This is a genomic window from Kribbella sp. NPDC043289 (assembly GCF_056436705.1).
In genome coordinates this window covers 173,978-198,234 of record NZ_JBWKCB010000011.1, presented here as the reverse complement: position 1 = coordinate 198,234, position 24,257 = coordinate 173,978, and the positions used below count along the sequence as shown (strand labels likewise).

The 24,257-nt window shown below is 69.1% G+C and carries 23 protein-coding genes; 16 read left to right on the top strand and 7 right to left on the bottom strand.

Annotated elements, in window-relative coordinates:
• The 5 genes from AC0662_RS39440 to AC0662_RS39420 are packed head-to-tail and all read left to right on the top strand — an operon-like array spanning position 1 to position 5,823.
• A complete protein-coding gene (locus tag AC0662_RS39440; protein WP_452201178.1) occupies positions 1-810 on the top strand; it encodes a hypothetical protein in 810 nt (269 codons plus the stop codon).
• Positions 789-2,387: a murein biosynthesis integral membrane protein MurJ gene (murJ, locus tag AC0662_RS39435; protein ID WP_478307088.1), complete on the top strand. Its 1,599-nt coding sequence runs from the start codon at positions 789-791 to the stop codon at positions 2,385-2,387. Before AC0662_RS39440 ends, murJ begins: the two co-directional genes overlap by 22 nt.
• A complete protein-coding gene (locus tag AC0662_RS39430; RefSeq protein WP_452201175.1) occupies positions 2,384-3,409 on the top strand; it encodes a glycosyltransferase family 4 protein in 1,026 nt (341 codons plus the stop codon). The genes murJ and AC0662_RS39430 overlap by 4 nt, the downstream gene beginning before the upstream one ends.
• A 21-nt stretch (positions 3,410-3,430) precedes the next feature.
• Positions 3,431-5,173 (top strand): CTP synthase, encoded by a 1,743-nt coding sequence (locus AC0662_RS39425; protein WP_452201173.1) that lies wholly within the window; start codon positions 3,431-3,433, stop codon positions 5,171-5,173.
• Positions 5,170-5,823 (top strand): NUDIX domain-containing protein, encoded by a 654-nt coding sequence (locus AC0662_RS39420; RefSeq protein WP_478307086.1) that lies wholly within the window; start codon positions 5,170-5,172, stop codon positions 5,821-5,823. Before AC0662_RS39425 ends, AC0662_RS39420 begins: the two co-directional genes overlap by 4 nt.
• 3 nt (positions 5,824-5,826) lie before the next feature.
• Here the strand turns inward: AC0662_RS39420 and AC0662_RS39415 are convergent, their stop codons facing one another.
• Genes AC0662_RS39415 through AC0662_RS39405 form a run of 3 tightly spaced genes read right to left on the bottom strand, consistent with a single transcriptional unit; the run spans position 5,827 to position 7,651 of the window.
• Entirely contained in the window at positions 5,827-6,789 is a 963-nt protein-coding gene (locus AC0662_RS39415; protein WP_478307084.1) for a hypothetical protein, read from the bottom strand.
• Positions 6,786-7,478, bottom strand: a complete 693-nt coding sequence (locus tag AC0662_RS39410; RefSeq protein WP_478307082.1) for a cytochrome b N-terminal domain-containing protein — start codon at positions 7,476-7,478, stop codon at positions 6,786-6,788. The genes AC0662_RS39415 and AC0662_RS39410 overlap by 4 nt, the downstream gene beginning before the upstream one ends.
• On the bottom strand, positions 7,475-7,651 hold the full coding sequence (locus AC0662_RS39405) for a hypothetical protein (protein WP_452201165.1): 177 nt from the start codon (positions 7,649-7,651) through the stop codon (positions 7,475-7,477). Before AC0662_RS39405 ends, AC0662_RS39410 begins: the two co-directional genes overlap by 4 nt.
• A 200-nt stretch (positions 7,652-7,851) precedes the next feature.
• Between AC0662_RS39405 and AC0662_RS39400 the strand changes: the two genes are divergently transcribed.
• Positions 7,852-11,220: a GH92 family glycosyl hydrolase gene (locus AC0662_RS39400; RefSeq protein ID WP_478307080.1), complete on the top strand. Its 3,369-nt coding sequence runs from the start codon at positions 7,852-7,854 to the stop codon at positions 11,218-11,220.
• Positions 11,221-11,226: 6 nt separating this feature from the next.
• Here AC0662_RS39400 and AC0662_RS39395 read toward each other — a convergent pair whose 3' ends face one another.
• A complete protein-coding gene (locus AC0662_RS39395; RefSeq protein WP_452201162.1) occupies positions 11,227-11,808 on the bottom strand; it encodes a hypothetical protein in 582 nt (193 codons plus the stop codon).
• Positions 11,809-11,836: 28 nt separating this feature from the next.
• On the opposite strand from AC0662_RS39395, the gene AC0662_RS39390 reads away from it, so the two are divergent.
• Entirely contained in the window at positions 11,837-12,241 is a 405-nt protein-coding gene (locus tag AC0662_RS39390; protein ID WP_478307078.1) for a cupin domain-containing protein, read from the top strand.
• Between the two features lie 46 nt (positions 12,242-12,287).
• Here AC0662_RS39390 and AC0662_RS39385 read toward each other — a convergent pair whose 3' ends face one another.
• The 3 genes from AC0662_RS39385 to AC0662_RS39375 form a co-directional block, all read right to left on the bottom strand.
• A complete protein-coding gene (locus AC0662_RS39385; protein ID WP_452201159.1) occupies positions 12,288-12,983 on the bottom strand; it encodes a DUF4386 family protein in 696 nt (231 codons plus the stop codon).
• Positions 12,984-13,064: 81 nt separating this feature from the next.
• Positions 13,065-13,889 carry an LLM class F420-dependent oxidoreductase gene (locus AC0662_RS39380; protein WP_452201212.1) on the bottom strand — a complete coding sequence of 275 codons (825 nt, stop codon included), beginning with the start codon at positions 13,887-13,889 and terminating at the stop codon, positions 13,065-13,067.
• Positions 13,890-14,001: 112 nt separating this feature from the next.
• Positions 14,002-14,745 (bottom strand): phosphotransferase, encoded by a 744-nt coding sequence (locus AC0662_RS39375; RefSeq protein WP_452201157.1) that lies wholly within the window; start codon positions 14,743-14,745, stop codon positions 14,002-14,004.
• Positions 14,746-14,946: 201 nt separating this feature from the next.
• Between AC0662_RS39375 and ald the strand changes: the two genes are divergently transcribed.
• From ald to AC0662_RS39330, 9 genes are all read left to right on the top strand, one after another.
• Complete coding sequence (ald, locus tag AC0662_RS39370; protein ID WP_478307076.1) at positions 14,947-16,062, top strand: alanine dehydrogenase; 1,116 nt, start codon at positions 14,947-14,949, stop codon at positions 16,060-16,062.
• Positions 16,063-16,064: 2 nt separating this feature from the next.
• Entirely contained in the window at positions 16,065-16,985 is a 921-nt protein-coding gene (gene xerD / locus AC0662_RS39365; RefSeq protein WP_478307106.1) for a site-specific tyrosine recombinase XerD, read from the top strand.
• Between the two features lie 27 nt (positions 16,986-17,012).
• The gene (locus AC0662_RS39360; RefSeq protein WP_452201153.1) at positions 17,013-18,209 is read left to right on the top strand and encodes a hypothetical protein; all 1,197 of its coding nucleotides are present in this window, start codon (positions 17,013-17,015) and stop codon (positions 18,207-18,209) included.
• A gap of 27 nt (positions 18,210-18,236) precedes the next feature.
• Entirely contained in the window at positions 18,237-19,490 is a 1,254-nt protein-coding gene (locus AC0662_RS39355) for a low temperature requirement protein A (protein WP_478307074.1), read from the top strand.
• A gap of 195 nt (positions 19,491-19,685) precedes the next feature.
• Positions 19,686-20,813, top strand: a complete 1,128-nt coding sequence (locus AC0662_RS39350) for a ParA family protein (protein WP_452201149.1) — start codon at positions 19,686-19,688, stop codon at positions 20,811-20,813.
• Positions 20,798-21,154, top strand: a complete 357-nt coding sequence (locus AC0662_RS39345) for a hypothetical protein (RefSeq protein WP_387778200.1) — start codon at positions 20,798-20,800, stop codon at positions 21,152-21,154. Before AC0662_RS39350 ends, AC0662_RS39345 begins: the two co-directional genes overlap by 16 nt.
• A gap of 2 nt (positions 21,155-21,156) precedes the next feature.
• Entirely contained in the window at positions 21,157-22,173 is a 1,017-nt protein-coding gene (locus AC0662_RS39340) for a segregation and condensation protein A (RefSeq protein WP_452201208.1), read from the top strand.
• The gene (gene scpB, locus AC0662_RS39335; RefSeq protein ID WP_478307072.1) at positions 22,170-23,468 is read left to right on the top strand and encodes an SMC-Scp complex subunit ScpB; all 1,299 of its coding nucleotides are present in this window, start codon (positions 22,170-22,172) and stop codon (positions 23,466-23,468) included. The genes AC0662_RS39340 and scpB overlap by 4 nt, the downstream gene beginning before the upstream one ends.
• Positions 23,458-24,192: a pseudouridine synthase gene (locus AC0662_RS39330; protein WP_452201206.1), complete on the top strand. Its 735-nt coding sequence runs from the start codon at positions 23,458-23,460 to the stop codon at positions 24,190-24,192. Before scpB ends, AC0662_RS39330 begins: the two co-directional genes overlap by 11 nt.
• Positions 24,193-24,257 lie beyond the last annotated feature (65 nt).

Genomic DNA, 24,257 nt, shown 5'->3' with positions numbered 1-24,257 from the left:
GTGGGAATACTCAGCGCCGCCATCGCCGCGGCCGCTACCGCAGGACTGGAGCGCGCGGCCGAACAGCTGCCGAAGGAGAACCGGGAGCCGTTCGAGCGCACCAACCACCGCGGTGAACCGGTCACGCTGCTCGAGGGCCCGGTCGCGGTGCTCGGCGCGCTCGCCGGCGTCGCGGCGTCCCGCGGCAACGGGAAGGTGAAGACGGCCGCGCTGGTGGCCGGCGCCGTCTCGGGGGCGGTCGGTGCCTACGACGATCTGCGCGGGACCACGCAGGCCAAGGGTTTCCGTGGTCACCTGAGCGCGTTGAAGCGCGGCGAGGTGACCAGCGGCGCGGTGAAGATCCTCGGGGTCGGCGCCGCCGGTCTCGCGGCCGCGGCGCTGCTGCCGCGCAAGTCGCGTGGCGTCAAGGCGGTCGCCGGAGTCGTTGCCGACGGCGCGTTGATCGCCGGTACGGCGAACCTCACCAACCTGCTCGACCTGCGCCCCGGACGCGCTCTCAAGGCGGTCGTCGCGCTGAACGCCCCGCTGGCCGCAGTGAACGGCCCGGCCGGCGCCGTCGTCGGTGCCGCCGCGGCATCCGCGCCGTCCGACCTCGGCGAACGCTCGATGCTCGGCGACTGCGGTGCCAACGGCCTCGGCGCGATCACCGGTACGGCGTTCGCCGCAGCCCTCCCGCGCCCGCTCAAGACCCTCGTCCTGGCCGCCGTCGTCGGCCTGAACCTCGCCAGCGAGAAGGTCAGCTTCACCAAGGTCATCGCCGACACCCCGGTCCTCGACAAGATCGACCAGTGGGGCCGACGACCCAGGTGAGTACGGGCGGTCGCGTCGCCCGGGCTGCGCTGATCGTTGCGGCGGTCACTGTTCTGGCTCGGGTGGTCGGGTTCGGTCGTTGGCTGGTGTTCTCCAAGACGGTCGGGGCCGGGTGCCTGGCCGAGGCGTACACGACGGCCAATCAGCTGCCCAACATCCTGTTCGAGGTCGTCGCCGGTGGCGCGCTGGCCGGTGCGGTCATCCCGGTGCTGGCCGGTCCGGTGGCGCGTGGCGACCGGGCCGCGCAGGGCCGGATCATCGGTGCGTTGCTGTCCTGGTCGTTCGTGCTGCTCGCGCCGGTCGCCGTACTGGCCTGGATCCTCGCCGGTCGCTACACCGACGCGATGCTCGATCCCGGCGCCGACTGCGCCAGTACGACGGCGACCGCGACCCGGATGCTGGCGATCTTCGTCCCGCAGATCTTCGGGTACGCCGTCGCGGTGATCGCGACCGCGGTTCTGCAGTCCCACAAGCGGTTCGCGGCCGGTGCCTTGGCCCCGCTGATCTCGAGTTTGGTGGTCGTCGCCACGTACTTCGTGTTCGCAGCGGCCGCCCCGAACGCCGACTCGGCCTCCCGCGGCGCGACCGACCTGCTCGCCTGGGGCACGACGGCCGGTGTGCTCGCGCTCGCCCTTACGGTGCTCGGCCCGATGCTCGTCCTCCGCCTGCCGATCAAACCGACCCTGCGGTTGGACCCGGGTGTCGGTCCGGTACTTCGGAGACTCGCGTTCGCCGGCCTCGCCGTACTGATCGCGCAGCAGCTCACGTTCGTCGTCACGACGTACCTGGCGAACCACCGGGGTGTTGCGGGCAGCATCGCCGTGTACACGTGGGCCAACGCCGTCTATCTGCTGCCGTACGCGGTGCTGGCGGTGCCGATCACCACAGCCGTCTTCCCGCGTCTCGCAGCGGCCTTCGACTCGGGGGAGGGCTTCGATCGCTACGCGGCCGCCTCCACGCGGGCGGTGCTGCTCGCCGGCGGTGCGGGTGCCGCACTGCTCATCGGTACGGCGGTCCCGGTCGCCAGGATCTTCGCGTACGACAACGGCGCGGTGCAGCAAGCTCAGGCGACTTCACTCGCCAACGGGCTCATCGCGTTCGCGCCGGCGGCTATCGGGTTCGCCGTACTCATGCATGTCGGTCGGGTGCTCTACGCGCGGCACTGTGGTCGTGAGGTGGCTCTGGTGACCTCTGCAGCCTGGGTACTCGTCGCAGTCGCCGGAGTGGTGCTGACGCTCAAGTGGGACGCCGTACCGGCGCTGGCGGCCGCGATGTCGGTCGGCATGGTCGTCGGTGCGGTGGCGCTGCTCGCCGTACTGCGTCGGGAGGCCGGACCCGGTGTACTGGAGGGGGCTGGTCGTGCGACCCTTGCGGCACTGGCTGGTGCCGTATTGGCCGGCGCAGCGGGCTGGGTGGTCGCATTACCGGCCGGCAGCGGCGGCGTGGGCAAGGCCGTCGTTTTCGCCGTCCTCTCCGGCCTGGCCGTCGTGATCGTGTACGCCGGCGTGGCAATGGCCCTCGACCGCACCGATACCCGTGCTCTACTACGACGGGGTTCTGCAGAGGAGGCGCAATGAGGATCGGGCTGCTGCTCTCGGAGTCGCGGGGCGGGATCGGGCAGCATGTCGCCTCGCTGGTGCCGCGGTTCGTCAGTGCGGGGCACGACGTGGTGGTCTGCGCGCCGCCCGGGACGGCCGAGCACTTCGACTTCGGGCCGGCGACGGTCGTCAGCCAGGCGGCCGGGCTGCGCGGCTGCGACGTGATCCACGCGCACGGCTACCGCGCCGGTATGACCGCGCTACGGGACAGGTCGCGGCTGCGGCCGCTGGTGGTCACCTGGCACAACGCTGTGATCGCACCGGGCCCACGTGGCCTGGTGATGCGGATGGGGCAGCGGCTGGTTGCCAGAGGCGCCAACCTGACGCTGGGAGCCTCCAGCGACCTCGTGGAGCTCGCGCAGAGCCTAGGAGCGCGTAACGCCCAGTTGGCGCCCGTAGCGGCCCCTGCGATGCCCAGGAGCCGCCTCCCGCGCTCCGCCGTACGGCGGGAGCTCGGGCTCGGCGATCAGCGCGTGGTGCTCACTGTGGGCCGGCTGGCTCCGCAGAAGGACTATCCGACCCTCCTGTCTGTCGCTGCGCGCGTCCACGAGTCCACGCCGGACGCCGTGTTCCTGGTCGTCGGCGACGGGCCGCTGCGCGACAACCTGCAGGCGCGGATCGACGCCGAGCAACTGCCCGTACGGCTGTTGGGGCACCGCAACGACGTGGCCGACCTGCTGGGCGCGTCCGACGTGTTTCTGCTCACGTCGCACTGGGAGGCGCGTGCCCTGGTCATCCAGGAGGCGATGCAGGTCGGCGTACCGGTGGTGGCGACCGCGGTCGGCGGCGTACCCGAGCTGGTCGGCGACAGCGCCGTACTGGCGTTCCCCGGGGACGCGGACGGGCTGGCGGACGGCGTACGCGCCGTGCTGGCCGAACCCGACACGGCGAACGCTATGCGGACACGTGGCCGGGAGTTGTCCGCCAGATGGATGGACGAAGACGCCGTCGCGAAGAATCTGCTCGACATCTACGCGGGTCTCGTCGCGACCGGTGCTTGACAGCAGGTAGGCTGGAGGCCCGTGGACAGGGCTTCGAATTCCCAGCAGACCAAGCACGTATTCGTCACCGGTGGCGTGGCATCCAGTCTCGGCAAGGGACTGACAGCGTCCAGCCTCGGCAGTCTGCTGACGGCTCGGGGCATCCGGGTGACCATGCAGAAGCTGGATCCGTATCTGAACGTGGATCCCGGCACGATGAACCCGTTCCAGCACGGCGAGGTGTTCGTCACCAACGACGGCGCCGAGACCGACCTGGACATCGGTCACTACGAGCGGTTCCTCGACCGGGACCTGTCGGCGGTCGCGAACGTGACCACCGGGCAGATCTACTCCAGCGTGATCGCCAAGGAGCGCCGCGGCGAGTACCTCGGTGACACCGTCCAGGTGATCCCGCACATCACCAACGAGATCAAGGAGCGGATGCTCGCGATGGCGGGCCCGGACGTGGACGTCGTACTGCACGAGATCGGCGGCACGGTCGGCGACATCGAGTCGCTGCCGTTCCTCGAAGCGGCGCGGCAGGTCCGGCACGACGTCGGCCGCGACAACGTGTTCTTCCTGCACATCTCGCTGGTGCCCTACATGGCGCCCAGCGGTGAACTCAAGACCAAGCCGACGCAGCACTCGGTGGCGGCGCTGCGGTCGATCGGTATCCAGCCGGACGCCATCGTCTGCCGCGCGGACCGGCCGATCCCGGACAGCGTGAAGCGCAAGATCTCGCTGATGTGCGACGTCGAGCCGGAGGCCGTGGTCGCCGCCGTCGACGCGCCGTCGATCTACGACATCCCGAAGGTCGTGCACGCCGAGGGCCTGGACGCGTACGTCGTCCGCCGGCTGAACCTGCAGTTCCGGGACGTCGACTGGACCCGCTGGGACGAACTGCTGCGGGTCGTGCACCACCCGAAGGACGAGGTCACGGTCGCGCTGGTCGGCAAGTACATCGACCTGCCGGACGCGTACCTGTCGGTCGCCGAGGCGCTGCGCGCGGGTGGGTTCGACAACGACGCCCGGGTGAACCTGCGCTGGATCGCCTCCGACGAGTGCGCCACGCCCGAGGCCGCGGCCCGGCTGCTCGGCGACGTGGACGCGATCTGCATCCCCGGCGGTTTCGGGGTCCGCGGGATCGAGGGCAAGATCGGCGCGATCCGGTACGCCCGCGAGCAGGGTGTCCCGATCCTCGGGCTCTGCCTGGGCCTGCAGTGCATGGTGATCGAGGTCGCGCGGGACCTGGCCGGCCTGGACCAGGCGAACTCCAGCGAGTTCGACGCCGACGCCGAGCAGCCGGTGATCGCGACGATGGAGGAGCAGAAGCACATCGTCTCCGGTACCGGCGACATGGGCGGCACGATGCGGCTCGGGCTGTACCCGGCGAACCTGACCGACGGCTCGATCGTCCGCGGCCTGTACGGCGCCCCGTCGATCCAGGAGCGGCACCGGCACCGCTACGAGGTGAACAACGCCTACCGGGACAAGCTGGAGAACGCCGGCCTGGTGTTCAGCGGTCTGTCGCCGGACCACGAGCTGGTCGAGTTCATCGAGCTGGACCGGTCCCTGCACCCGTACTTCGTGGCCACCCAGGCGCACCCGGAGCTGCGGTCCCGGCCGACCAAGCCGCACCCGCTGTTCTCCGGCCTGGTCTCGGCCGCCCTGGACCGGCAGCGCGAGTCCCGGCTCCCGGTGGAGGACCCGCAGCCGACCTCGACAACTGCCGCGAAGAAGCCTGCCAAGGCTGCTGACAAGGCTGAGGCGGTCAAGGCGCGATGACGGACTATCCCGAACTGCGGTTCGGCGCCGGTCTCGAGGACAAGCCGGAACGCTGGCCGGTGTCCGCGTCCGAGACCGTCCACGAGACCGGACGAGTGATCTCGGTACGCCGGGACACCATCGAACCGCCGGGCGGGGACTCGTTCGTCCGCGACGTCGTGGTCCATCCCGGTGCCGTCGGTGTGGTGGCGCTGGACGAGGACAACCGGATGCTGCTGGTCCGGCAGTACCGGCACCCGGTCGGCTACAAGCTGCTCGAGGCGCCGGCCGGCCTGCTCGACGTCCAGGGGGAGCAGTACCGCCTGGGCGCCGAGCGCGAACTGTGGGAGGAGACCGCGACCAAGGCCGCCGACTGGCGGATCCTGGTCGACGCGTTCACCTCACCCGGCCTGACCGACGAGGCCGTCCGGATCTTCCTGGCCCGCGACCTGTCACCGGCCGACGAGTCCTTCGAACGCCTCCACGAGGAGGCCGACATGGAAACCGTCTGGGCACCCCTGATCGACGTCGTCGGCGCGGTCCTGGCCGGCCACCTGCAGAACCCGATCCTCGTCATGGGCTCCCTCGCCGCCTGGACCGCCCTCAACGGCCCCGGCTTCGAAACCCTCCGCCCATCCGACTCCCCCTGGCCGGCCAAGGACCGTCGCTGATCGTCACCTGTCGGACCGGCTGGTACGGCGGTAGTAGTCGCGCCAGATCAGCCGGTGCAACGGGACCCAGCGCGGAATCGAGCGGACCCCTGGGATGAACGGGACCAGGACCAGGGCGAGCGTCAGCACCGCCATCAGGGCCCAGACCTGGGCATCGGCGTTGTCCGACGTCGAGAACGGCTTCACCTGGTACCAGAAGGTGTACAGCCACATCCAGGGCTGACCCGGGTAGTTGCCGGTCTCGTTCATCATGCCCCACTGGTCACCGCCCAGGTTCCGGGCGCGCGCCTGGTCCTCGAGGTAGGCGCCGTCCGCCAGCAGCAACAGCCCGCGGGTCGCGTCCCCCTTGTAGAAGCTGCCGCGGGAATCCAGCATGCCCTCGAGACCGCCGGAGCCGGTCAGCCGCAGGAACTTCGCGGCGAGCACCGGGACCGGTCCGTAGCCGATGGACGGCTTCACCGCCGCAGGGTTGCCATCCGGTGCCGAGGACAGCGCGGCGGCGTACGCGGCTGCCCAGGCCTGCTGTCGCGCAGCCGGCGCCGCGCTCCACACGGCCAGCGCCGCGGACAGGACCGGGTCTGCGCTGACACCACGCAGCGGTGTGATGACCAGGTCGTTCGCCGAATCGACCGGGATCCGCACGCCGGCCCAGTTCTGCAGCTGGAGCGGTCCGAGGACCTGCCCGGTCGAGGCGTGGTTGTACGGCGGCCCGTACTGCGCGCTCGTGGTCGTGCCGGCGAGTTCACCGGTCGCGGTCGCCACGACGTCGTTCGGTGCCTTCTGAGCCCAGTCGGACAGCGTGATCGACTTCTCGTCGGGTGACGAGAACACAGCGGCAAGGACCGCTGTCAGTACGGCGACGACGATCAGCGCGATGACGAACTCCTTGACGAGGTCGTAGGACCGGGTCGGGAAGTCATGAGCGTCCGGCGTACGGCGGTGGCGCGTTGCGGCGGCTGTGGTCATGACGAGGCCTCCACATCGGTCTCCGCGGCCGTCTCGGTGGCTGCGGTGTCTTCATCGATCGGCGGTACGACGCCGTGCCGGCGTACCAGGATCACGTGCAGGACCACCAGCAGTCCGATGGCGGCGGGCAGCAGGGCGATGTGCCACATCAGCATCTGGCCGGGGTCGAGCACGTTGAACCAGGCGCCGATGCCGACCGAGTTGAGGCCGTCCTTCGCCTGGGTGCTGATCCACTGCGAGTCGAAGTTGGACTGCATGAGGTACCCCGTGAAGGCGGTCCCGATCGACCCCACGAACGCCACCACTCCGGTGATCCAGGTGAGCGCCCGCCGGCCACGCCAGGCCGCCATGAAGAACTTGCCCCACAGGTGGATCACCATGAACGCGAAGAACAGTTCCACGCTCCACAGGTGCAGCGAGTTCATGAAGTGACCGGTCGACGACGAGTGCCACCACGTGGGGCCGCCGAGTGCCAGGACGGCTCCCGAGGCGAGCACGATCAGCAGGGCCGCCAGGGTGAGCACGCCGAAGACGTAGATCCAGGACCGCACGTAGACGGGCTGACGGTCCGGGAGCAACTGCCCCGGCGGGACGGTCCGCCCGAGCCGCGTCCGGAGGCGCGTCGTCCAGTTGCCGTCGGCCGGCCGGTCGTGGTCCTTCGCCGCCGTGCGGCTGACGATCGACGTCATGACCGATCACGCTGCTGGTCCTGGTCCGGGTCCTGGTCCGGGGCGTGGTCGTGGTCGCCGGACGGGAACGGGACGACGATCGCGAGCGCGAACACGACGAGCATCGCCGCGATGATCAGCAGATTGGTCACCGAGATCTGTACGACTCCCCAGTGCAGATAGCTCCCGGCCATCACGTCACCTCCGCAGGCTGGACTTTCTCTCACCGTCGGCGCGGCCGATCCGCCCGGACAGGGTCGTTGGTCTCGACCGGAAAGGACCAAAGTCGTCGCGACCGCCGATGGGACCTCGGATCCGGTCCCTTGACCTGCGGGACGGAAAGGGGGTACACCTCTGACAACGATGTCACCCATCCGTGAAGGTTGGTCCGCCCATGCGTCGTTCTGTTATGTTCCGTCCTGCCCGGTTCGTGCTCGCCGGGGTTGTCGTCGCAGCGCTGGCTCCGGTCGCGCACGCCGTACCGAGTCCTTCGCCAGGTAGTTCGGTCTCCCACCCGACGACCGCGCCGCCGGATGATCCGTTGGCTGCTCGGTTGCGGGGGCCGGAAGCGGTTGGCGCCGGGCGGATCAGCGCGAGCTCGGCTGATCCGACCGAGCATGTGGATCCCTTGGTCGGTACGTCGAATGCCGGGGACACGTTTCCTGGTGCGGTGCTGCCGTTCGGGATGTTCTCGTTCAGTCCGGAGACGAGTCGGGGGAATGCGTACCGGACGGCAGCGCCCGGTGGGTATCTGTACTCCGCGACGAAGATCCGTGGATTCAGCCTCACACACATGAGCGGGACCGGGTGCGCGGGCGGTTCGGGGGACATCCCGATCTTCCCGCTCGCCGGTGATGTGACGACCTCGCCGCAGAGCGACGCGAAGGACGCGGTCTACGCGTCGACGTTCAGTCACGCCAACGAGGTCGCCAAGCCGGGGTACTACAAGGTCGGCCTCGACTCCGGCGTGACGGCGGAGCTGAGCGCCACCACGCGGACCGGTTCGGCCGCCTTCACGTTCCCGGCCGACCAGGCCAAGACGGTGATGTTCCGTACGTCGAACTCCGAGGTCGGATCCAGCGACGCGCAGCTCAGCATCGACCCCGCGCACCGCACGGTCAGCGGATCGGTGACGAGCGGCAACTTCTGCGGGTACCTCGCCAGCGTCGGGCAGCGCAGCTACTACACGCTGCACTTCGTCGCGGAGTTCGACCAGCCCTTCAAGAACCAAGGCACCTGGACCGACACCACGGTGACTCCGGGCAGCACGAGCGCCCGCGGCGGAACGACGTACGGGACCGACGGGTGGATGCCGCCGAACAAGGGATCCGGTGGGTACGTCGGGTTCGCCGGCGACAAGGTGACGATGCGGATCGGCATCTCGTACGTCAGCACCGCCAACGCCTTGGCGAACCTGCACGCCGAGAACCCACGCGGTACGTCGGTCGCGGTGACGGCCGCGAAAGCCAAGCAGGCGTGGCGAAAGCAGCTCGACCGCATCGAGATCACCGGCGGTACGACGGACCAGCGCACCACGTTCTACACCGCGCTGTACCACGCCCTGCTGCACCCGAACGTGTTCAGCGACGTCAACAAGCAGTACTGGGGTTTCGACCAGAAGCCCCACACGCTCACCCGTGGACAGCAAGCGCAGTACGCCACCTTCTCCGGGTGGGACGTCTACCGGTCGCAACTGCAACTAGTTACATTGCTCGAACCTGACCGCGCGGGCGACATCGCCCAGTCGTTGTTCAACCAGGCCTCGCAGAACGACGGCATCTGGGACCGATGGACGCACGCGTCGGGTACTACTGCCGTGATGACTGGCGACCCGTCGGCGCCGGCAGTCGCGGGCATCTACGCATTCGGTGGGACCAACTTCGACGCACGCCAAGCACTGAAGTCTTTGGTGCAGGCGGCGACGGTGCCGACGGCCAAGGACCTCAGTTCGGCAGGTAAGCCGGTCATGTCGATCGGACAGCGGCCATCGCTCGACAAGTACCTCGCGCTGCACTACATCCCCACGAAGTCCAACGCGTGGGGCGGTGCGGTCGAGACGCTCGAGGACGTGACGGACGACTTCGCCCTGGCACAGTTGGCTCAGCGGACCGGTGACCAGGCGACGTACCAGAAGTTCCTGACCAGGTCGCAGTACTGGCAGAACGTTTTCAACCCGGACAACGGTGGCTACATCCAGAACCGCGACGACAACGGCGCCTGGCCGGCGTTCACGCCGTCGACGTACGACGGGTTCGCCGAGGGTAGTAGTGCGCAGTACACCTGGATGGTGCCGCACAACCGGGCCGGTCTGGTCGACGCGATGGGTGGTGTGGACGCGGCGAATCAGCGGCTGGACGCGTTCTTCAAGAACCCGGACGGGACCTGGGCGCTCACCGGTGCGGGCGAGCTGCACGCGGAGATGGACAACGAGCCGTCGATCAACGCGCCGTGGATCTACAACTACACCGGCAAGCCGTACCAGGCGCAGGAGACGTTGCGTCAGGCAATGAACCAGCTCTGGAACACCAGCACCGGTGGAATCCCGGGGAACGACGACCTGGGCGCGATGTCGTCCTGGTACGTGTGGACCGCGCTGGGGCTCTACCCGGATGTGCCGAGTCGTGCGGAGCTGCAGGTGGCGGCGCCGCTGTTCCCGCGGGCGGTGATCCACCGGGACGGCGGGAAAACCATCCGGATCAACGCTCCGGGCGCGGACGCGCCGTACGTCCAGTCCTTGAAGGTCAACGGGACGGCGTCGACCAAGGCGTGGTTGCCGGAGTCGTTCGTGCAGCGTGGCGGCACGCTGGACTTCACACTCGCGGGGACGCCCAACAAGGTGTGGGGTGCGGACGTCGACGACGCACCGCCGTCGTGGCGGACCGGTGAGATCCCGTTCCAGACCTCCACCGACACCAGCCGCGTGGTGATCGCTCCGGGAACTGCCAGTGCACCGATCGCCCTGCAGGCGCACAGGTTGAGTGGGACCGCACAGGACGTCACCTACACGCTCAAGACACCTGCTGGCCTCACGGCGACACCTACTACTGGCACGTTCCCCGTCGACAAGACCGGTAGCGCGGCCGTGACGATCACTGCGGCCGCTGGTACGCCGGACGGGCGCTATCCGGTCACGGTGACGATGAAGGCCGCTGACGGGACTGTGCTGCCACAGGTCGGTTTCACTGTCGTTGTCGGCCAGCCGAACTCCTTCTTCGTACTGCGCGAAGGCGTGGGCATCTCGGACGACAACGGGGATCACACCGAAGCGGACTACGACGGTGGTGGCGTCAGCTACTCACGCCAGGCTCTGGCCGCGGCTGGTCTGACATCTGGTGGTGCAGGCACTGTGCAGGGCCTCAGCTTCACGTGGCCCGACGTACCCAATGGTGAGCCCGACAACGTGCCTGCTGACGGTCAGCTGCTCAACCTGAACCTGCCGACCGGTAGTACGAAGCTGTCGTTCCTCGGCAGTGCGGTGAACGGCAACCAGCAGACGACCGCGACCCTCACCTACGCCGACGGGACCACGTCGCAGATCGACCTGTCGTTCAGCGACTGGACCCTGGGTGGTGGCGGCGACACGCTCCACTACGGCAACGTGATCGTCGCAACCACGCCGTACCGCAACGAATCCGGCGGCGGCAAGGACAACGTCACCACCCACATCTTCGCCACCGCACCGGTGACGCTGGCACAGACACCGGTCAGCATCACGCTGCCGAAGAACCGCGACCTCCGGCTCTTCAGCGTGGCCGCCGGCTGAAGCTCGTCAAATCGCGCTGCCGCCCGTCTCCGCGAGCGCGGCAGCGACCTGACGCGCGTTCGCCGCGAACTCTTCGTCGGGGATCGGCGGGAGCATGTCGTCCCAGACGGCGATCATCGCGCCGCGCAACTGCATCATCCCGAGCGGCCGGGCGAGGAACCACAGATGGAAGTGCTCGCTGCCGTCGCCCCAGCGGTTGAAGTGCGTGCGGCCGACACTGTCGAGATCCTGAACCGCCTTGGCCACCCGCTGGATCACCGCACCGAGCGTGCCGGTCAGCTCCGGCGGCAGGGTGTCGAGCCGGTAGTGCGCCCGCGGCTCGAGGATCGCCACGAACGGCAGCCCGCTCGGCTTACGCGCCTTCAGCTTCCAGTGCTCGTCCCGCCAGATCACATCCCGATCCGGTTCCTTGCACGACCAGCAGTCCTCGCCGCCTGCCCCACCGCGAGCGGGTTCCGGCAGCACCGGCTCGTCCAAGGGCACCACTTGCACGTCGCCCTCGAACGGGAAGAACGGTCCACCGAGCAACGGGTCCGCTGACATCCGTTCGCCGTACGGGAGCCGTTGGTGGTATTCAGAAGGCAGCATGCACGGCACTCTGCCCGACAATCGGGGCATGGAGAAGCCGGAGTTGGCAACGTTGTTGGGGATGGACCCGCACCCCGAGGGTGGGTGGTATCGGGAGACGTGGCGGTCGGACGTGGAGTTCCAGCCCGAGGGGTACGGCGGGACTCGGGCCAGCGCGACCGCGATCTACTTCCTGTTGTCGCCGGGGGAGGAGTCGCGACTGCATCAGGTCCGGTCGGCGGAGATCTGGCTCTGGCACTCGGGCGGTCCGTTGACGCTGGAGTACGGCGAGGAGTCGGTCACGCTCGGACCCGACGTACGCGCGGGTCAGCGGCCGCAGGTGGTGGTTCCGGCCGGGGCGTGGCAGTCTGCCCGTCCGGCCGGGGACGAGGCGGTACTGGTGTCCTGCGTGGTGTCGCCCGGCTTCGACTTCGCCGACTTCACCCTGCGCTGACCCGCTTCGCTCCGGCCGGTCGGCACTCCTACCTCAGCAGCACGGCCTACGTCAGCGGTACGGCGGCCTCGCCGGTGCCGAGTTCCGGCAGGTGCTCGCGGACCATGTAGCCGCCCGCGCAGACGATCCAGACCGCGGACAGCAGCAGCGGGACCGTGGTCATCAGGATGCCGCCGGCAACGAACGTACCGCTGGTGGCGAACACCCCGAACGCGCCGGCGAACGACACCACGGCCGCCAGCAAGGCAAGGTACCCGAGCCAGTCCGGCATCAGGTGCGTCCGCAGTACGCCGAGACCCGCAGCGGCCAGCGGCAGCGCGGCGGCGAAGCCGATCATCGTCGTGGTGACCGCGCTCAGGTCGTACATCAACCGGGTGATGGCCTGGTCCCGGCCGGTGATGCCGAACGCGCTCCCGGCGATCAGGACGGCGTTCAGGAAGATCGCGCCGCCGACCAGCACCGAGCCGGCCAGCAGCGCCAGGTGGACGTCGCTGCGCTCGGCCCGCTCCCGAATCGCCTCGGCGAAGGCAGCCGCGAACCAGATCACCAGTCCGGCCGCGGCGGCCCAGAGCAGTGCGCTGAACAGCATCGTGGTCCGGTGGTCGGCGAGCCAGCTCGCGATCGAGCTGTCCGAGTCGCCGACCGTCGGAGGATTACCGGGCAGGAACTTGCCCAGCATTGCCAGGACGACAAAGGCCAGTCCGGCGAAGCCGCCCCATCGCAACTCGTGTCGCTCGGTCATGGGGAACACCTCCAACGTTGCACCGCGCCGACGTGGTGCATCTACTGCTGATGTTCCCCCGTTCACACCCGGAATCAAGACCTACGTCAGCACGGTGGCCAAGGCCTCGTACCCCGGCAGCAGGTCGATCCCTTCGTGCCCCAGCTGCTGGATCGCGACGTGGTCGGCACCCGCGTCCAGGTGCGCCTGCAGACCGGCCGCGATCTCGACCGCGGACCCGTGCAGCACCATCGCGTCGACCAGCCGATCGCTGCCGCCGTCGGCGAAGTCGTCGTCGCTGAACCCGAGCCGCTTGAAGTTCGTGGTGTAGTTGCTCAGGTTCAGGTACGGCGCCAGCCGCTCCCTGGCCGTCGCACGGGCAATGTCCGGATCGGTCTCCAGCACGATCGACTGTCCCGGCGCGAGCAGCACTCCGCCACCGAGGATCCGGCGCGCTTCCCGGGTGTGTTCCGGTGTGGTCAGGTATGGCAGCGCGCCGGCCGTCCGGGCTCCGGACAGCTGCAGCACCTTCGGACCGAGCGCGGCCAGCGCCCGCCGGTCGACCGGAACCTTCGCGTCGTCGAGCTCGTCCAGGTAGCTGACGATCTTCTGGTATGGCGACTGGTACTCGTCGGTCGCCTCCCGGTGCCCGACCCCGACCCCGAGCAGGAACCGTCCCGGGTGCTCCTCCTCCAGCCGGTGGTACGACGCCGCGACGTCGGCCGCCGGCGACTTCCACATGTTGACGATGCTGGTGCCGACGGCAATCGAAGTCGTTGCGGCCAGCAACACCTCGACATCGCGCAGGCCGGCATCCGGTGAGCTGCCGAGCCACAGGGCGCCGTACCCCGCCTGCTCCAGTCCCGCCGCGAGCTCCGGGCCGTAATGCTGGCCGCCGTGCCAGATTCCGTAGCGTCCCAGTTCCATCGCCACCACGTGCTCCTCTCGTCGAACGTCGCACAGTGCAACCCGGCGCGGGCGGGCGCGCATTCCAAGCATTCCTGACGCCCCCGAATGCTCGTCAATGATCGCTGCCACGTCAGAGGTGCGCGGCGATCCCCGGAACGCGCTCCCGGAGCCCCCGCAGACGCCGCTCGGTACGCTGCGGTTCACCAACCGTCGCCAGATTGAGCATTCCCGCATCGCCCGCAACCTGGCCGGCGCGAATGACCCGGGCCGACCGCTCCGCGGCGAGCGGCGCGGCCTCCAGGATCTGCAGCGGTGAGTAGGCGCCGCCGTACGCCTCGGCCATCAGCCGGAGCCGGGCGGCCTGGTACGCCAGATCGGTTCCGACTGCCAGTGGGGCGGTGTTCCAGGCGGTGAACGCCACGTCGTCCAGCGGTAGGCCGGGCCCGGCGAGGTCCCAGTCGATCACGCCGCTGAAGCCCTGGTCGGTGCCGATCCAGTTGTAGTACCCGTAGTCGTGCATGCAGATGATCTGGTCAGCAGCGAGTTCACTCGCGCCCGCGCGCCAGGTGATCACCCCGGACGGCCGGTACGCGGCAACGATCTCGTGATACCGCGCCAGCCAGCGCATCGCGTCCCCGAGGACGTCGTCCGGGACCTCCGGGCCGTACGCCGTACCCGGAAGGTAGTCGAGCACCTCCCGTCCGCGATCGTCGTACCCGTGCACCCGCGGTACGCCGGTCAGTCCGGCCTCGGCGAGATGGCCGAGCAGCGCATGCACCGCCGGAGTCCAGGCTCCGGTCGCGCGCCGGACCGTTGCGCCGACGCGGACAGCGCCGCTGATGTTTCCGCCGTGCAGCGGTATTTCTTCCGGCATGACGTCATCTTTGCCGAAATGCTTCCGTTGGGTTACCGACAGTGCACCGGCCGAGTGTCGCGTTCCGATGAGACCATCTGATCGGGTGGTATGGACCGTGCGGGCATACACTCGGCACGACCTGGCAACTACCCCTCGACGCCGGGCCGCGCGGACACAACGACGTGGGCCGCACACCTGGATCGCGAAAGAAGGGCCGTTGTGAAGGTCGGAGTACCGAAGGAAGTCAAGAACCACGAGTATCGGGTGGCGATCACCCCGTCCGGAGTGCACGAGTTCGTGCGCACCGGACACGAGGTTCTGATCGAGCAGGGGGCCGGCGACGGCTCGCTGATCCCGGACGCTGAGTTCGTCGCCGCCGGAGCACGGATCGTGCCGACCGCGGACGACGCCTGGGCGGACGGCGAGCTGGTGCTGAAGGTGAAGGAGCCGGTGGCCGAGGAGTACCACCGGATGCGCAAGGACCAGGTCCTGTTCACCTACCTGCACCTGGCCGCGAGTCAGGAGTGCACCGACGCGCTGCTGACCTCGGGCACCACTGCCATCGCCTACGAGACGGTGCAGCTGCCCGACGGGACGCTGCCGCTGCTGGCGCCGATGAGCGAGGTGGCCGGCCGGTTGGCACCGCAGTCCGGTGCGTACCACCTGATGGCGCAGGGTGGCGGGCGGGGCGTGCTGCTCGGCGGCGTCTCCGGCGTCCACCCGGCCCGCGTGGTCATTCTCGGCGCGGGTGTCTCCGGTATGAACGCGGCCGCGATCGCGCTCGGCATGCAGGCGCAGGTCCAGCTGTTCGACCGCAACATCGCCCGGCTCCGGCAGGCCGACCAGATCTACCAGGGCCACCTGCTGACGATCGCGTCGAACGCGTACGAGATCGAGCGCGCGGTACTCGAGGCCGACCTGGTGATCGGCGCGGTGCTGGTGGTCGGGGCGAAGGCGCCGAAGCTGGTCACCAACGACATGGTCAGCCGGATGAAGCCGGGCAGTGTGCTCGTCGACATCGCGATCGACCAGGGCGGCTGCTTCGAGGACTCGCGTCCGACCACGCACGCCGACCCGGTCTACAAGGTCCACGACTCGCTGTTCTACTGCGTTGCGAACATGCCCGGCGCGGTGCCGAACACCTCGACGTACGCGCTCACCAACGTGACGCTGCCGTACGCGATCGAGTTGGCGAACCTGGGCTGGCGGGAAGCGCTGAAGCAGGACCACAGCCTGGCGCTCGGCCTGAACACGTTCGACGGTCATGTCACGTACGGCCCGGTCGCCGAGGCTCACGACCTGCCGCAGCTGAAGCTGGACGAGGTGCTGGTCTGAGTATCACCCGGGCGGTCGGTACCTACCTTGACCACCTGACGGTGGAGCGCGGCCTGGCCGCCAACACCCTGTCGTCGTACCGGCGTGACCTGCGCCGGTACGGCGGCTATCTCGCGGCGACCGGGATCGACGACCTCGGCCGGATCACGGAGGCGGTGGTCAGCGACTTCCTCATGCGTTTGCGTGAGGGTGACGCCGACCATCCGCCGCTGACCGCGTCCAGCGCCGGCCGGACCGTTGTCGCGGTCCGGGGGTTCCACAAGTTCTGCGTGCGGGAGGGGCTGACCGCAGTGGACCCTGCGGCGGCCGTCAAGCCGCCTGTACCGCCGCAGCGGCTCCCCAAGGCTCTGGCGATCGACGAGGTGCAGTCGATCCTCTCCGCGGCGGCTGGAGCGGAGGCCGAGCCTGCGGTGCTGGCCACGCGCGACGCTGCGCTCCTGGAGTTCCTGTACGGAACCGGTGCGCGGATCTCCGAAGCGGTCGGTCTGGACGTCGACGACATCGACCTGGACGCCGGTGAGGTGCTGCTGCGCGGGAAGGGCAGCAAGGAGCGGGTAGTACCCGTCGGGTCGTTCGCCCGCCAGGCACTGGCCGCCTACCAGGTTCGTGGACGGCCTGATCTGGTGTCGCGTGGTCGTGGGACTCATGCGCTGTTCCTGAACGCTCGTGGCGGCCGCCTGTCGCGCCAGAGCGCTTGGACCGTACTGCGGCGGGCAGCGCAGCGGGCCGGGATCACGAAGGAGATCTCGCCGCACACGTTGCGGCACTCGTACGCGACACATCTGCTGGACGGTGGCGCCGACGTGCGCGTCGTACAAGAGTTGCTGGGACATGCGTCCGTGACGACGACACAGGTCTACACACTCGTCACGGTCGACAAGCTCCGTGAGGTCTACGCCACGGCGCATCCGCGAGCACTCTGACCCCGCGGCGACGCCATACTTCGTGCAGTGACGAACCTGCCACCGCACTTCGTTGAGGTCCTCGCCAACCGCCTGGCTGAGTACACCGGTCAGGACCTACGGACGATCAGGCCAACCGTCCGGTACGCCGGTGACGCGCTCGCGGGCCGGATGGCCGACCTGATGCTGGATGACGTTCGACGGTACGTGGGGGACGAGCATCCGGAGTACCTGAGTGCCAGGAACCGGTTCGTCGAGTCTGTCGGGCCGGAGCTCCGGACGGTGTCACCGGGCGTCGGTACCGAGGTTCAGCGACTCCAGCAGGCTCGCGCGGACGCGGATCGGGTATTCGCGCTGGCGGTCGACGTGGCAGATCCGATCGGGGTAGCTGTCGAAGCGCCGCGCTCGCTGGAGGCACAGCGTGCGGCCAGGATCACCGTGGCACAAGGGCTCATCCACGGACTGCCGGAGGGACAGACGCCGACCGCGGAACGGATCGGCGAGTGGCTGGCCGACGCCGGGAACGACACCCAGGCGTTCGTCCGCTACGCGGGCACGGACCTGTTGCGGGCAGCCGGTGACACGAACTACGAGCCGCGGACGAGCATGCGCAGCGGGAACGAGACGCTGCGGGACGGGGTCGCACGGGCCTGGGTACGGCATCGGCTGCCCGAGATCGCTGCCGCGGTCGGGCATCCGTTGGAGCCAGGGGACCTCGATCAGCTGCGGTACGGCAACCCGGGAGGCATCGCGGACGGTCTGGTGCGGGCGATCAGCTCGCGGTCCGGGAAGTCCACTGACGAGGTGCTGGATCGGCTGTGCGAGGCGGGCGACCGCGCTGCGCAACGTGGTGCGGACCAGTGGTCGACGGCTCGTCAGCTGCTGGTGCCGCAGGAGGCGCTGCAGTCGGTGAACGAGGGCGACCGGCACCTGGCCGGCTGGCGGTCCGTGTACGCGATGGAGGACGAGTTCAAGCGGCACTACGGCGACTCCGACCGGACGCCGGAGCTGACTCCCGAGGAGGCCGGCGTCGCCATCGCCGAAGCGGGCGTGGCATCCGCGGAGCGATTCGGCGCCACGGTGCCCGGGCCTGCGCCGGCGCAGCGTGACCCAGCGCTGGACGCGGCAATGAACGCCGCCTTCGTGCCCTCCACCGGTCGGTCCTCGTCGACTGCTGGTCACGGGGAGCGCTCAACTGCCGCACGTCCCACCCAGCAACAGAGCACGCAGATCAACGACCGCTGAAAGCCTCAGCAGCCTAGGCTCCTTCGCGTGAGCCAACAGGGGACGGTGGCGGAGGAGCGGCACGCTAGCTGGTTGGAGTTGTTCTTCGACCTCACCGTGGTCGCGGCGGCCGCACAGATCTCGCACCGGCTGCACGGCGCGGAGACCGTCGGTCAGATCGCCGCGTGCGCCGCGATGTACTACGCGATCTGGAGCGTGTGGACGACGACCAGCGTCTACGCCAACGTCGCCGGCGAGCGCACCCGGCAGCGCTCCGTGCTTCTGACCATGCTCGGCATCGCGATCATGGCGGCCGCCGTACCAGGTGTCTGGCCGCAGCTGCTGCCGGGCGAGAACCACGACGTACCCGAGCACCGGACCTGGGTGTTCGTGGTCGCGTTCCTGGTCTGCCGGGGGATCGCGTCCCGGTCGGCGGCGCGCGACGGACAGGTAGTCACGTTCTGGCCGGCCACGCAGACCGTGGCGGCGACGCCGTGGGTGGCGTCGCTGTTCGTGCCGGAGCCGATCGCCTACGTGCTGTGGGGCGTCGCGATCGCGCTCGACATCGCGTTCTCGGTGCTGGGTGCGACCAATCCCCGGATGGTCGAGGGGATGACGGAGCGGGCCCGCAGGCGCCAGCAGGAACGCGATCGGCGCGAGTCCAGGCGGCTGGCCGACCTGATCCGCCGCGGTGTCTCACCGGACCGGCTCCCGGACGCGTCGCCGACCCTCATCTCGGTCGCGCAGGTCGAGCGCGGGCATCTCGGCGAGCGGCTCGGGCTGTTCGTGATCATCGTGCTCGGTGAGGTACTGGCGCAGGTGGTCGACGCGAACGGTGCGGAGGACTGGACGCGGGCCGTCATCGCGGCGTCGTTGGCCGCGTTCCTGCTGGTGGTGCAGTTGTGGCGGCTGACGTCCGAGTACGGGTTCACGCCGGCGCCACGACGTACCAAACCGCTCGAGCCGTGGCAGGCGTTGCCGGCGCATCTCGGCGTCACTACGGCGATCGTGGTGATCGCGTCCGGGCTGGGCGCGTTGATACCGGAGGCGGCGGAGCATCTGCACGCGAAGGACCGGTGGTACCTGTTCGGTGGGCTGATGCTGTACCTGCTGACCAGCGTGTTCGCCGGTGTGGCCGGGCGGTCGCCGCTGCGGTGGTACTTCGGCTGGGTGCTGCCATGCGCGCTCGTCGCAGCGCTGGGCGGAACCTTCGGGTACGTCGTGCCTGGGTGGGCGCTGGCCCTTCTCGCGTGGGGCGTGCTCGCCTGGTTCTCGTCGTACAACCGGCTCGTGCGGACCTAGACCCCGGCGCTCGACGTAATCGGACGGTGTGCGATCATCTGGTTACGGTTGGTCATCCAGGGCGGACGATCGGCCAGGCTCGGAGCTTTGTCGACAAACAGCCCCACCCCGGTGCGGAGTGGCTGGTTGAGAGTGCTTGAATGCACGCTTACAGTCGCTGGGATCGCCCGTATCGGTTGAAAGGTTTGACGAGTCATGAACGAGTCGACATTCCCGGGCACCGAACACGAGATGGGCCACCTCCCGGAGCATCGACCGGAGCACTTCTCGGTCCCGGAGCCGGTCCAGCCGATCAGCACGCCCAGCCTCGAGCCCGGCCACCAGCCGAGCCCCGAACCCAACAGCCAGCCGAGCAGCCCGAGCCGACCGGCGACACCGCCGGCCCGGGCACTGCCCGACAACTATGCGGAGATGCCGAAGCCGACGGCCAAGCTCACCGCGGAGGATCTAGCACTCGTGAACGACCCGAACGGCCCGCGGCACACTCTCGGGCCGACCGGCCGGCCGATGCCGGACCTGCCGGAGCCGCAGCCCCCGACCAAGACCGGCCCGGCGCAGGTGATCGCGATGTGCAACCAGAAGGGCGGCGTCGGCAAGACCACCACCACGATCAACCTCGGCGCGGCGATCGCCGAGACCGGTCGCAAGGTGCTGCTGATCGACTTCGACCCGCAGGGGTCCGCCTCGATCGGCCTCGGCGTCCAGCCGCACGACCTCGAACTGTCGGTCTACAACCTGCTGATGCAGCGCGACATCACCCCGGACGAGGTGATCCAGCCGACCCGGGTGGAGAACCTCGACCTGCTGCCGGCCAACATCGATCTGTCCGCGGCCGAGGTGCAGCTGGTCCAGGAGGTCGCCCGCGAGTACACGCTGCAGCGCGTCCTCGGTCCGATCATCCCGAACTACGACGTGATCCTGATCGACTGCGCCCCGTCGCTCGGTCTGCTCACCGTCAACGCGCTGACCGCGTCGCACGGCATCGTCGTACCGCTGGAGTGCGAGTTCTTCGCGCTCCGCGGCCTGGCCATGCTGACCGACACGATCGGCAAGGTCCAGGACCGGCTGAACCCGAAGCTGGAGATCGTCGGGATCCTCGGCACCATGTTCGACGGGCGTACGACGCACGCCCGGGAGGTCCTCGACCGCGTGGTCCAGGCCTTCGACGAACGCGTCTTCCACACCGTCATCCGGCGTACCGTCAAGTTCCCCGAGACCACGGTCGTCGGCGAGCCCATCACGACGTACGCCCCGTCCTCGAGCGCGGCCATGCAGTACCGCGACCTCGCCAAGGAGGTGCTCGCGCGTTGTCCCGCCGGGTGAGCCTGCCAGGTGCCAGCGAACTCTTCGGGGGTGCGGCACCCAAGCAGACCCAACCCGAGAAGCGCACCACCGACGGACCGTCATCGGTACGGTCCCGGACGACGGTCGTCGACGACCGGAAGTCGAGTGGTCGGATCCGCCACGACACGAAGATCACCGTGTACGTGACGGAAGAGGAGCTGCTCGGCTTGGAACAGACCAGACTCGCGCTCCGTGCGGAGCACGGCCTGACGGCCGATCGCGGCCGGATCGTCCGCGAGGCGATCGATGTCCTGCTCGCCGACTTCGTCGACCACGGACCGGACTCGGTCCTGGTCCGGCGGTTGAAGGCGTCGGAGTGACGGTGTCCTCGGACGCACCGACCGGGGCGGAACAGGATCCGGCGCCACCGGTGGACCCGGTCTCCGAGGGTGTGGTCTCCGAGGACGCGCCAGCTGTTGCTGAGGGCAAGGGTTTCAGTGTTCACCTGGTGAACTTCGAAGGCCCGTTCGACCTGCTGCTGCAGCTGATCTCGAAACACAAGCTCGACATCACCGAGATCGCGCTCTCCCAGGTCACCGACGACTTCATCGCGCACATCAAGGCGCTCGGGTCCGAATGGGACCTCGACCAGACGTCGGAGTTCCTGCTGATCGCGGCGACCCTGCTCGACCTCAAGGCGGCCCGGTTGCTGCCCAAGGGCGAGGTCGAGGACGACGAGGACCTCGCGCTGCTGGAGGCGCGGGACCTGTTGTTCGCACGGCTGCTGCAGTACCGGGCGTTCAAGCAGATCGCCGCGTTGGTGCAGGAGCGGATGGCGCAGGAGGCCAAGCGGTTCCCGCGGGCCGTCGGGGTCGAGCCGCGGTTCGCGGAACTGCTGCCCGAGGTGCTGCTGGGGATCGACCCGGCCGGGCTGGCGGCGCTCGCGGCGAAGGCGATGGCGCCGAAGAACGACGTACCCCCAGGGGTTTCGCTCGCCCACCTGCACGCGCCGGCGGTCACGGTGCGGGAGCAGGCGATCGTCATCGTGGACCGGTTGCGGCGGCAGCGCAGCGCGACGTTCCGCTCGCTGGTCGCGGACTCCCCGGACACGGTCACCACGGTGTGCCGGTTCCTGGCGTTGCTGGAGCTGTTCCGGGAGGCCGCGGTCAGCTTCGACCAGGTCACGCCGCTCGGCGAGCTGACGGTCCGCTGGACCGGCACCGACGAGGGCGACATCGACGTCAGCGACGAATTCGACGAGGAAGCCCAACCCGCCTCCGAGGAGGGTGAGGCGCCGACGGTCTCCGACGACACCGACTTCCTCGAACCAGGCGCTTCGCACACCACCCACGACGAGTACCAGTCCGACCCAGACAACCCCGAGACGGCAAGCCAGTGACCAACCCCACCAGCCCACCCCCCGCCGCCCCTTCCCCCAACCCGGGAGCGACCGGGGAGGAAAACCGTCCCGAAACGGGCAGCAATCCTCCCCAATCTCAGACCGAGGCCGAGGCGGAGAACGCCGCGGACGCCGCCGAGACCCAGAACCGCGCAACGGATGACGCGAACGCGGGCGTTGACGCCGACGCCGAGGCTGACGCGGGTGATGACGCGAACGACGGGTCGGCTGACGACGCGAGCGCCAACGCGGGTGATGGCGGAACGGATGACGCCGGCGCGAGTGAAAACGCGGGCGACGGCGCTGACGCGCACGTGGGCGGTGACGCCGACGCGGGCGATGACGCGAGCGCTGACGGTGATGTGAACGCCGACGCGGGCGACGATGCGGGGGATGGCGCGGACGCCGACGCGGGTGAGGTGCGGTCGGGGGCGGGGCGGGCTTCGGGGCCGGTGGGGGATGAGGTTGTTGTTGATGATGCGACTATGCGGCGGGCGCTCGAGGCGATTCTGATGGTGACGGATGAGCCGTTGCCGGTGTTGACCTTGGCTCGGGCGGTGGGGCGGCCGACGGGTGATGTGGGGGATGCGCTGGCGGAGCTCGCGGCGGAGTACACCGAGCAGGGGCGTGGGTTCGACCTGCGTGAGGTGGGTGGGGGCTGGCGGTTCTACACGCGCGCCGAGGCAGCGGTGTACGTCGAACGGTTCGTGCTCGACGGACAGCAGGCGCGGATCACGCAGGCGGCGCTCGAGACGTTGGCGGTCGTCGCGTACAAGCAGCCGGTCAGCCGCGCGCGCGTCTCCGCGATCCGTGGTGTGAACGTCGACGGTGTCATGCGCACGCTCGTGGCGCGGGGGCTCGTCGAGGAGGCCGGCTCGGACACCGAGTCGCAGGCGACGCTGTACCGCACCACGACGTACTTCCTGGAACGCATGGGAATGCAGTCCTTGGACGACCTTCCCGAGCTCGCGCCGTACCTTCCCGAAATGGACGACATCGAGGAAGAGTTGGCCGCACAGTCCCTTCCGCCGGCGCCCACCACCACCGAGTCAGAGTCGACGCAGTCCGCCGAGGAGCCGGATCAAACCGCCTCCACACCGAGCGAAGACGAAGCAGCCGACGCCGAGACCCAGCAGCCGGCCGAGGACGCAGACAGCTCCGACGGAGAGGATGTGGATTCCGAGGAGGCGGAGGCTCCCACCGTCGAGTTGACGGTGGATGCTGAAGACACTCAGGAGGAGTCCGCAGAGGTTGAAGAGGTTGGGGATGGGCGAGGGGTTCGCGATGGCGGATGACGGTGGGGTTCGGTTGCAGAAGGTTTTGGCTCGGGCGGGGGTTGCTTCGCGGCGGAATGCGGAGTTGCTGATCGAGGAGGGCCGGGTCGAGGTCGACGGGCGGGTGGTGACCGAGTTCGGCGTCCGCGTGGATCCGGAGACGGCTGTCATCCGGGTCGACGGGGAGCGGATCCCGCCGGTCAGCGCGAACGCGTACCTGGTGCTCAACAAGCCCCGTGGCGTGGTGACGACGATGTCCGACCCGGAAGGGCGGCCGTGTATCACCGACTACGTGCAGGATCGCCCGGAGCGGCTCTTCCACATCGGCCGGCTCGACACCGACACCGAGGGGTTGCTGCTGCTCACCAACCACGGTGAGTTCGCGCACCGGCTCGCGCACCCGTCGTACGAGGTCTCCAAGACGTACGTCGCCGAGGTCGAGGGCAACGTCAAACCAGCGGTACTGCGGGCCCTCCTCGACGGTGTGGACCTGGAGGACGGGCCGGCCCGCGCCGACACGGTGAAGGTCGTCTCGACCGTCCCCGGCCGGACCCTCGTGGAGATGAGCCTCCACGAAGGCCGCAACCGGATCGTCCGGCGGATGTTCGACGCGGTCGGTCACCCGGTGAAGCGCCTGACCCGGACCGCGATCGGCCCGGTCCGCCGCGGCAACCTGCACACCGGCGAACTCCGCGAACTCGACCCCAAGGAACTAGGCCAGCTCCTCGACCTCGTCGACCTGTAGCAAATCGGCAGCTCGACAGGAGGTGTCGAGCAGCAGGGTAGTGCACCTGAGCGCGACCGTACGGG

Excerpts from the sequence above, each read along its gene's own strand:
- AC0662_RS39395 (WP_452201162.1), bottom strand. The coding sequence starts at position 11,808 with ATGCTGCCTTCTGAATACCACCAACGGCTCCCGTACGGCGAACGGATG.
- AC0662_RS39405 (WP_452201165.1), bottom strand. The coding sequence starts at position 7,651 with ATGGCCGGGAGCTATCTGCACTGGGGAGTCGTACAGATCTCGGTGACC.
- AC0662_RS39375 (WP_452201157.1), bottom strand. The coding sequence starts at position 14,745 with ATGCCGGAAGAAATACCGCTGCACGGCGGAAACATCAGCGGCGCTGTC.
- AC0662_RS39385 (WP_452201159.1), bottom strand. The coding sequence starts at position 12,983 with ATGACCGAGCGACACGAGTTGCGATGGGGCGGCTTCGCCGGACTGGCC.
- AC0662_RS39380 (WP_452201212.1), bottom strand. The coding sequence starts at position 13,889 with ATGGAACTGGGACGCTACGGAATCTGGCACGGCGGCCAGCATTACGGC.
- AC0662_RS39330 (WP_452201206.1), top strand. The coding sequence starts at position 23,458 with ATGGCGGATGACGGTGGGGTTCGGTTGCAGAAGGTTTTGGCTCGGGCG.
- AC0662_RS39400 (WP_478307080.1), top strand. The coding sequence starts at position 7,852 with ATGCGTCGTTCTGTTATGTTCCGTCCTGCCCGGTTCGTGCTCGCCGGG.
- AC0662_RS39430 (WP_452201175.1), top strand. The coding sequence starts at position 2,384 with ATGAGGATCGGGCTGCTGCTCTCGGAGTCGCGGGGCGGGATCGGGCAG.
- AC0662_RS39420 (WP_478307086.1), top strand. The coding sequence starts at position 5,170 with ATGACGGACTATCCCGAACTGCGGTTCGGCGCCGGTCTCGAGGACAAG.
- AC0662_RS39410 (WP_478307082.1), bottom strand. The coding sequence starts at position 7,478 with ATGACGTCGATCGTCAGCCGCACGGCGGCGAAGGACCACGACCGGCCG.
- AC0662_RS39390 (WP_478307078.1), top strand. The coding sequence starts at position 11,837 with ATGGAGAAGCCGGAGTTGGCAACGTTGTTGGGGATGGACCCGCACCCC.
- AC0662_RS39415 (WP_478307084.1), bottom strand. The coding sequence starts at position 6,789 with ATGACCACAGCCGCCGCAACGCGCCACCGCCGTACGCCGGACGCTCAT.
- AC0662_RS39350 (WP_452201149.1), top strand. The coding sequence starts at position 19,686 with ATGAACGAGTCGACATTCCCGGGCACCGAACACGAGATGGGCCACCTC.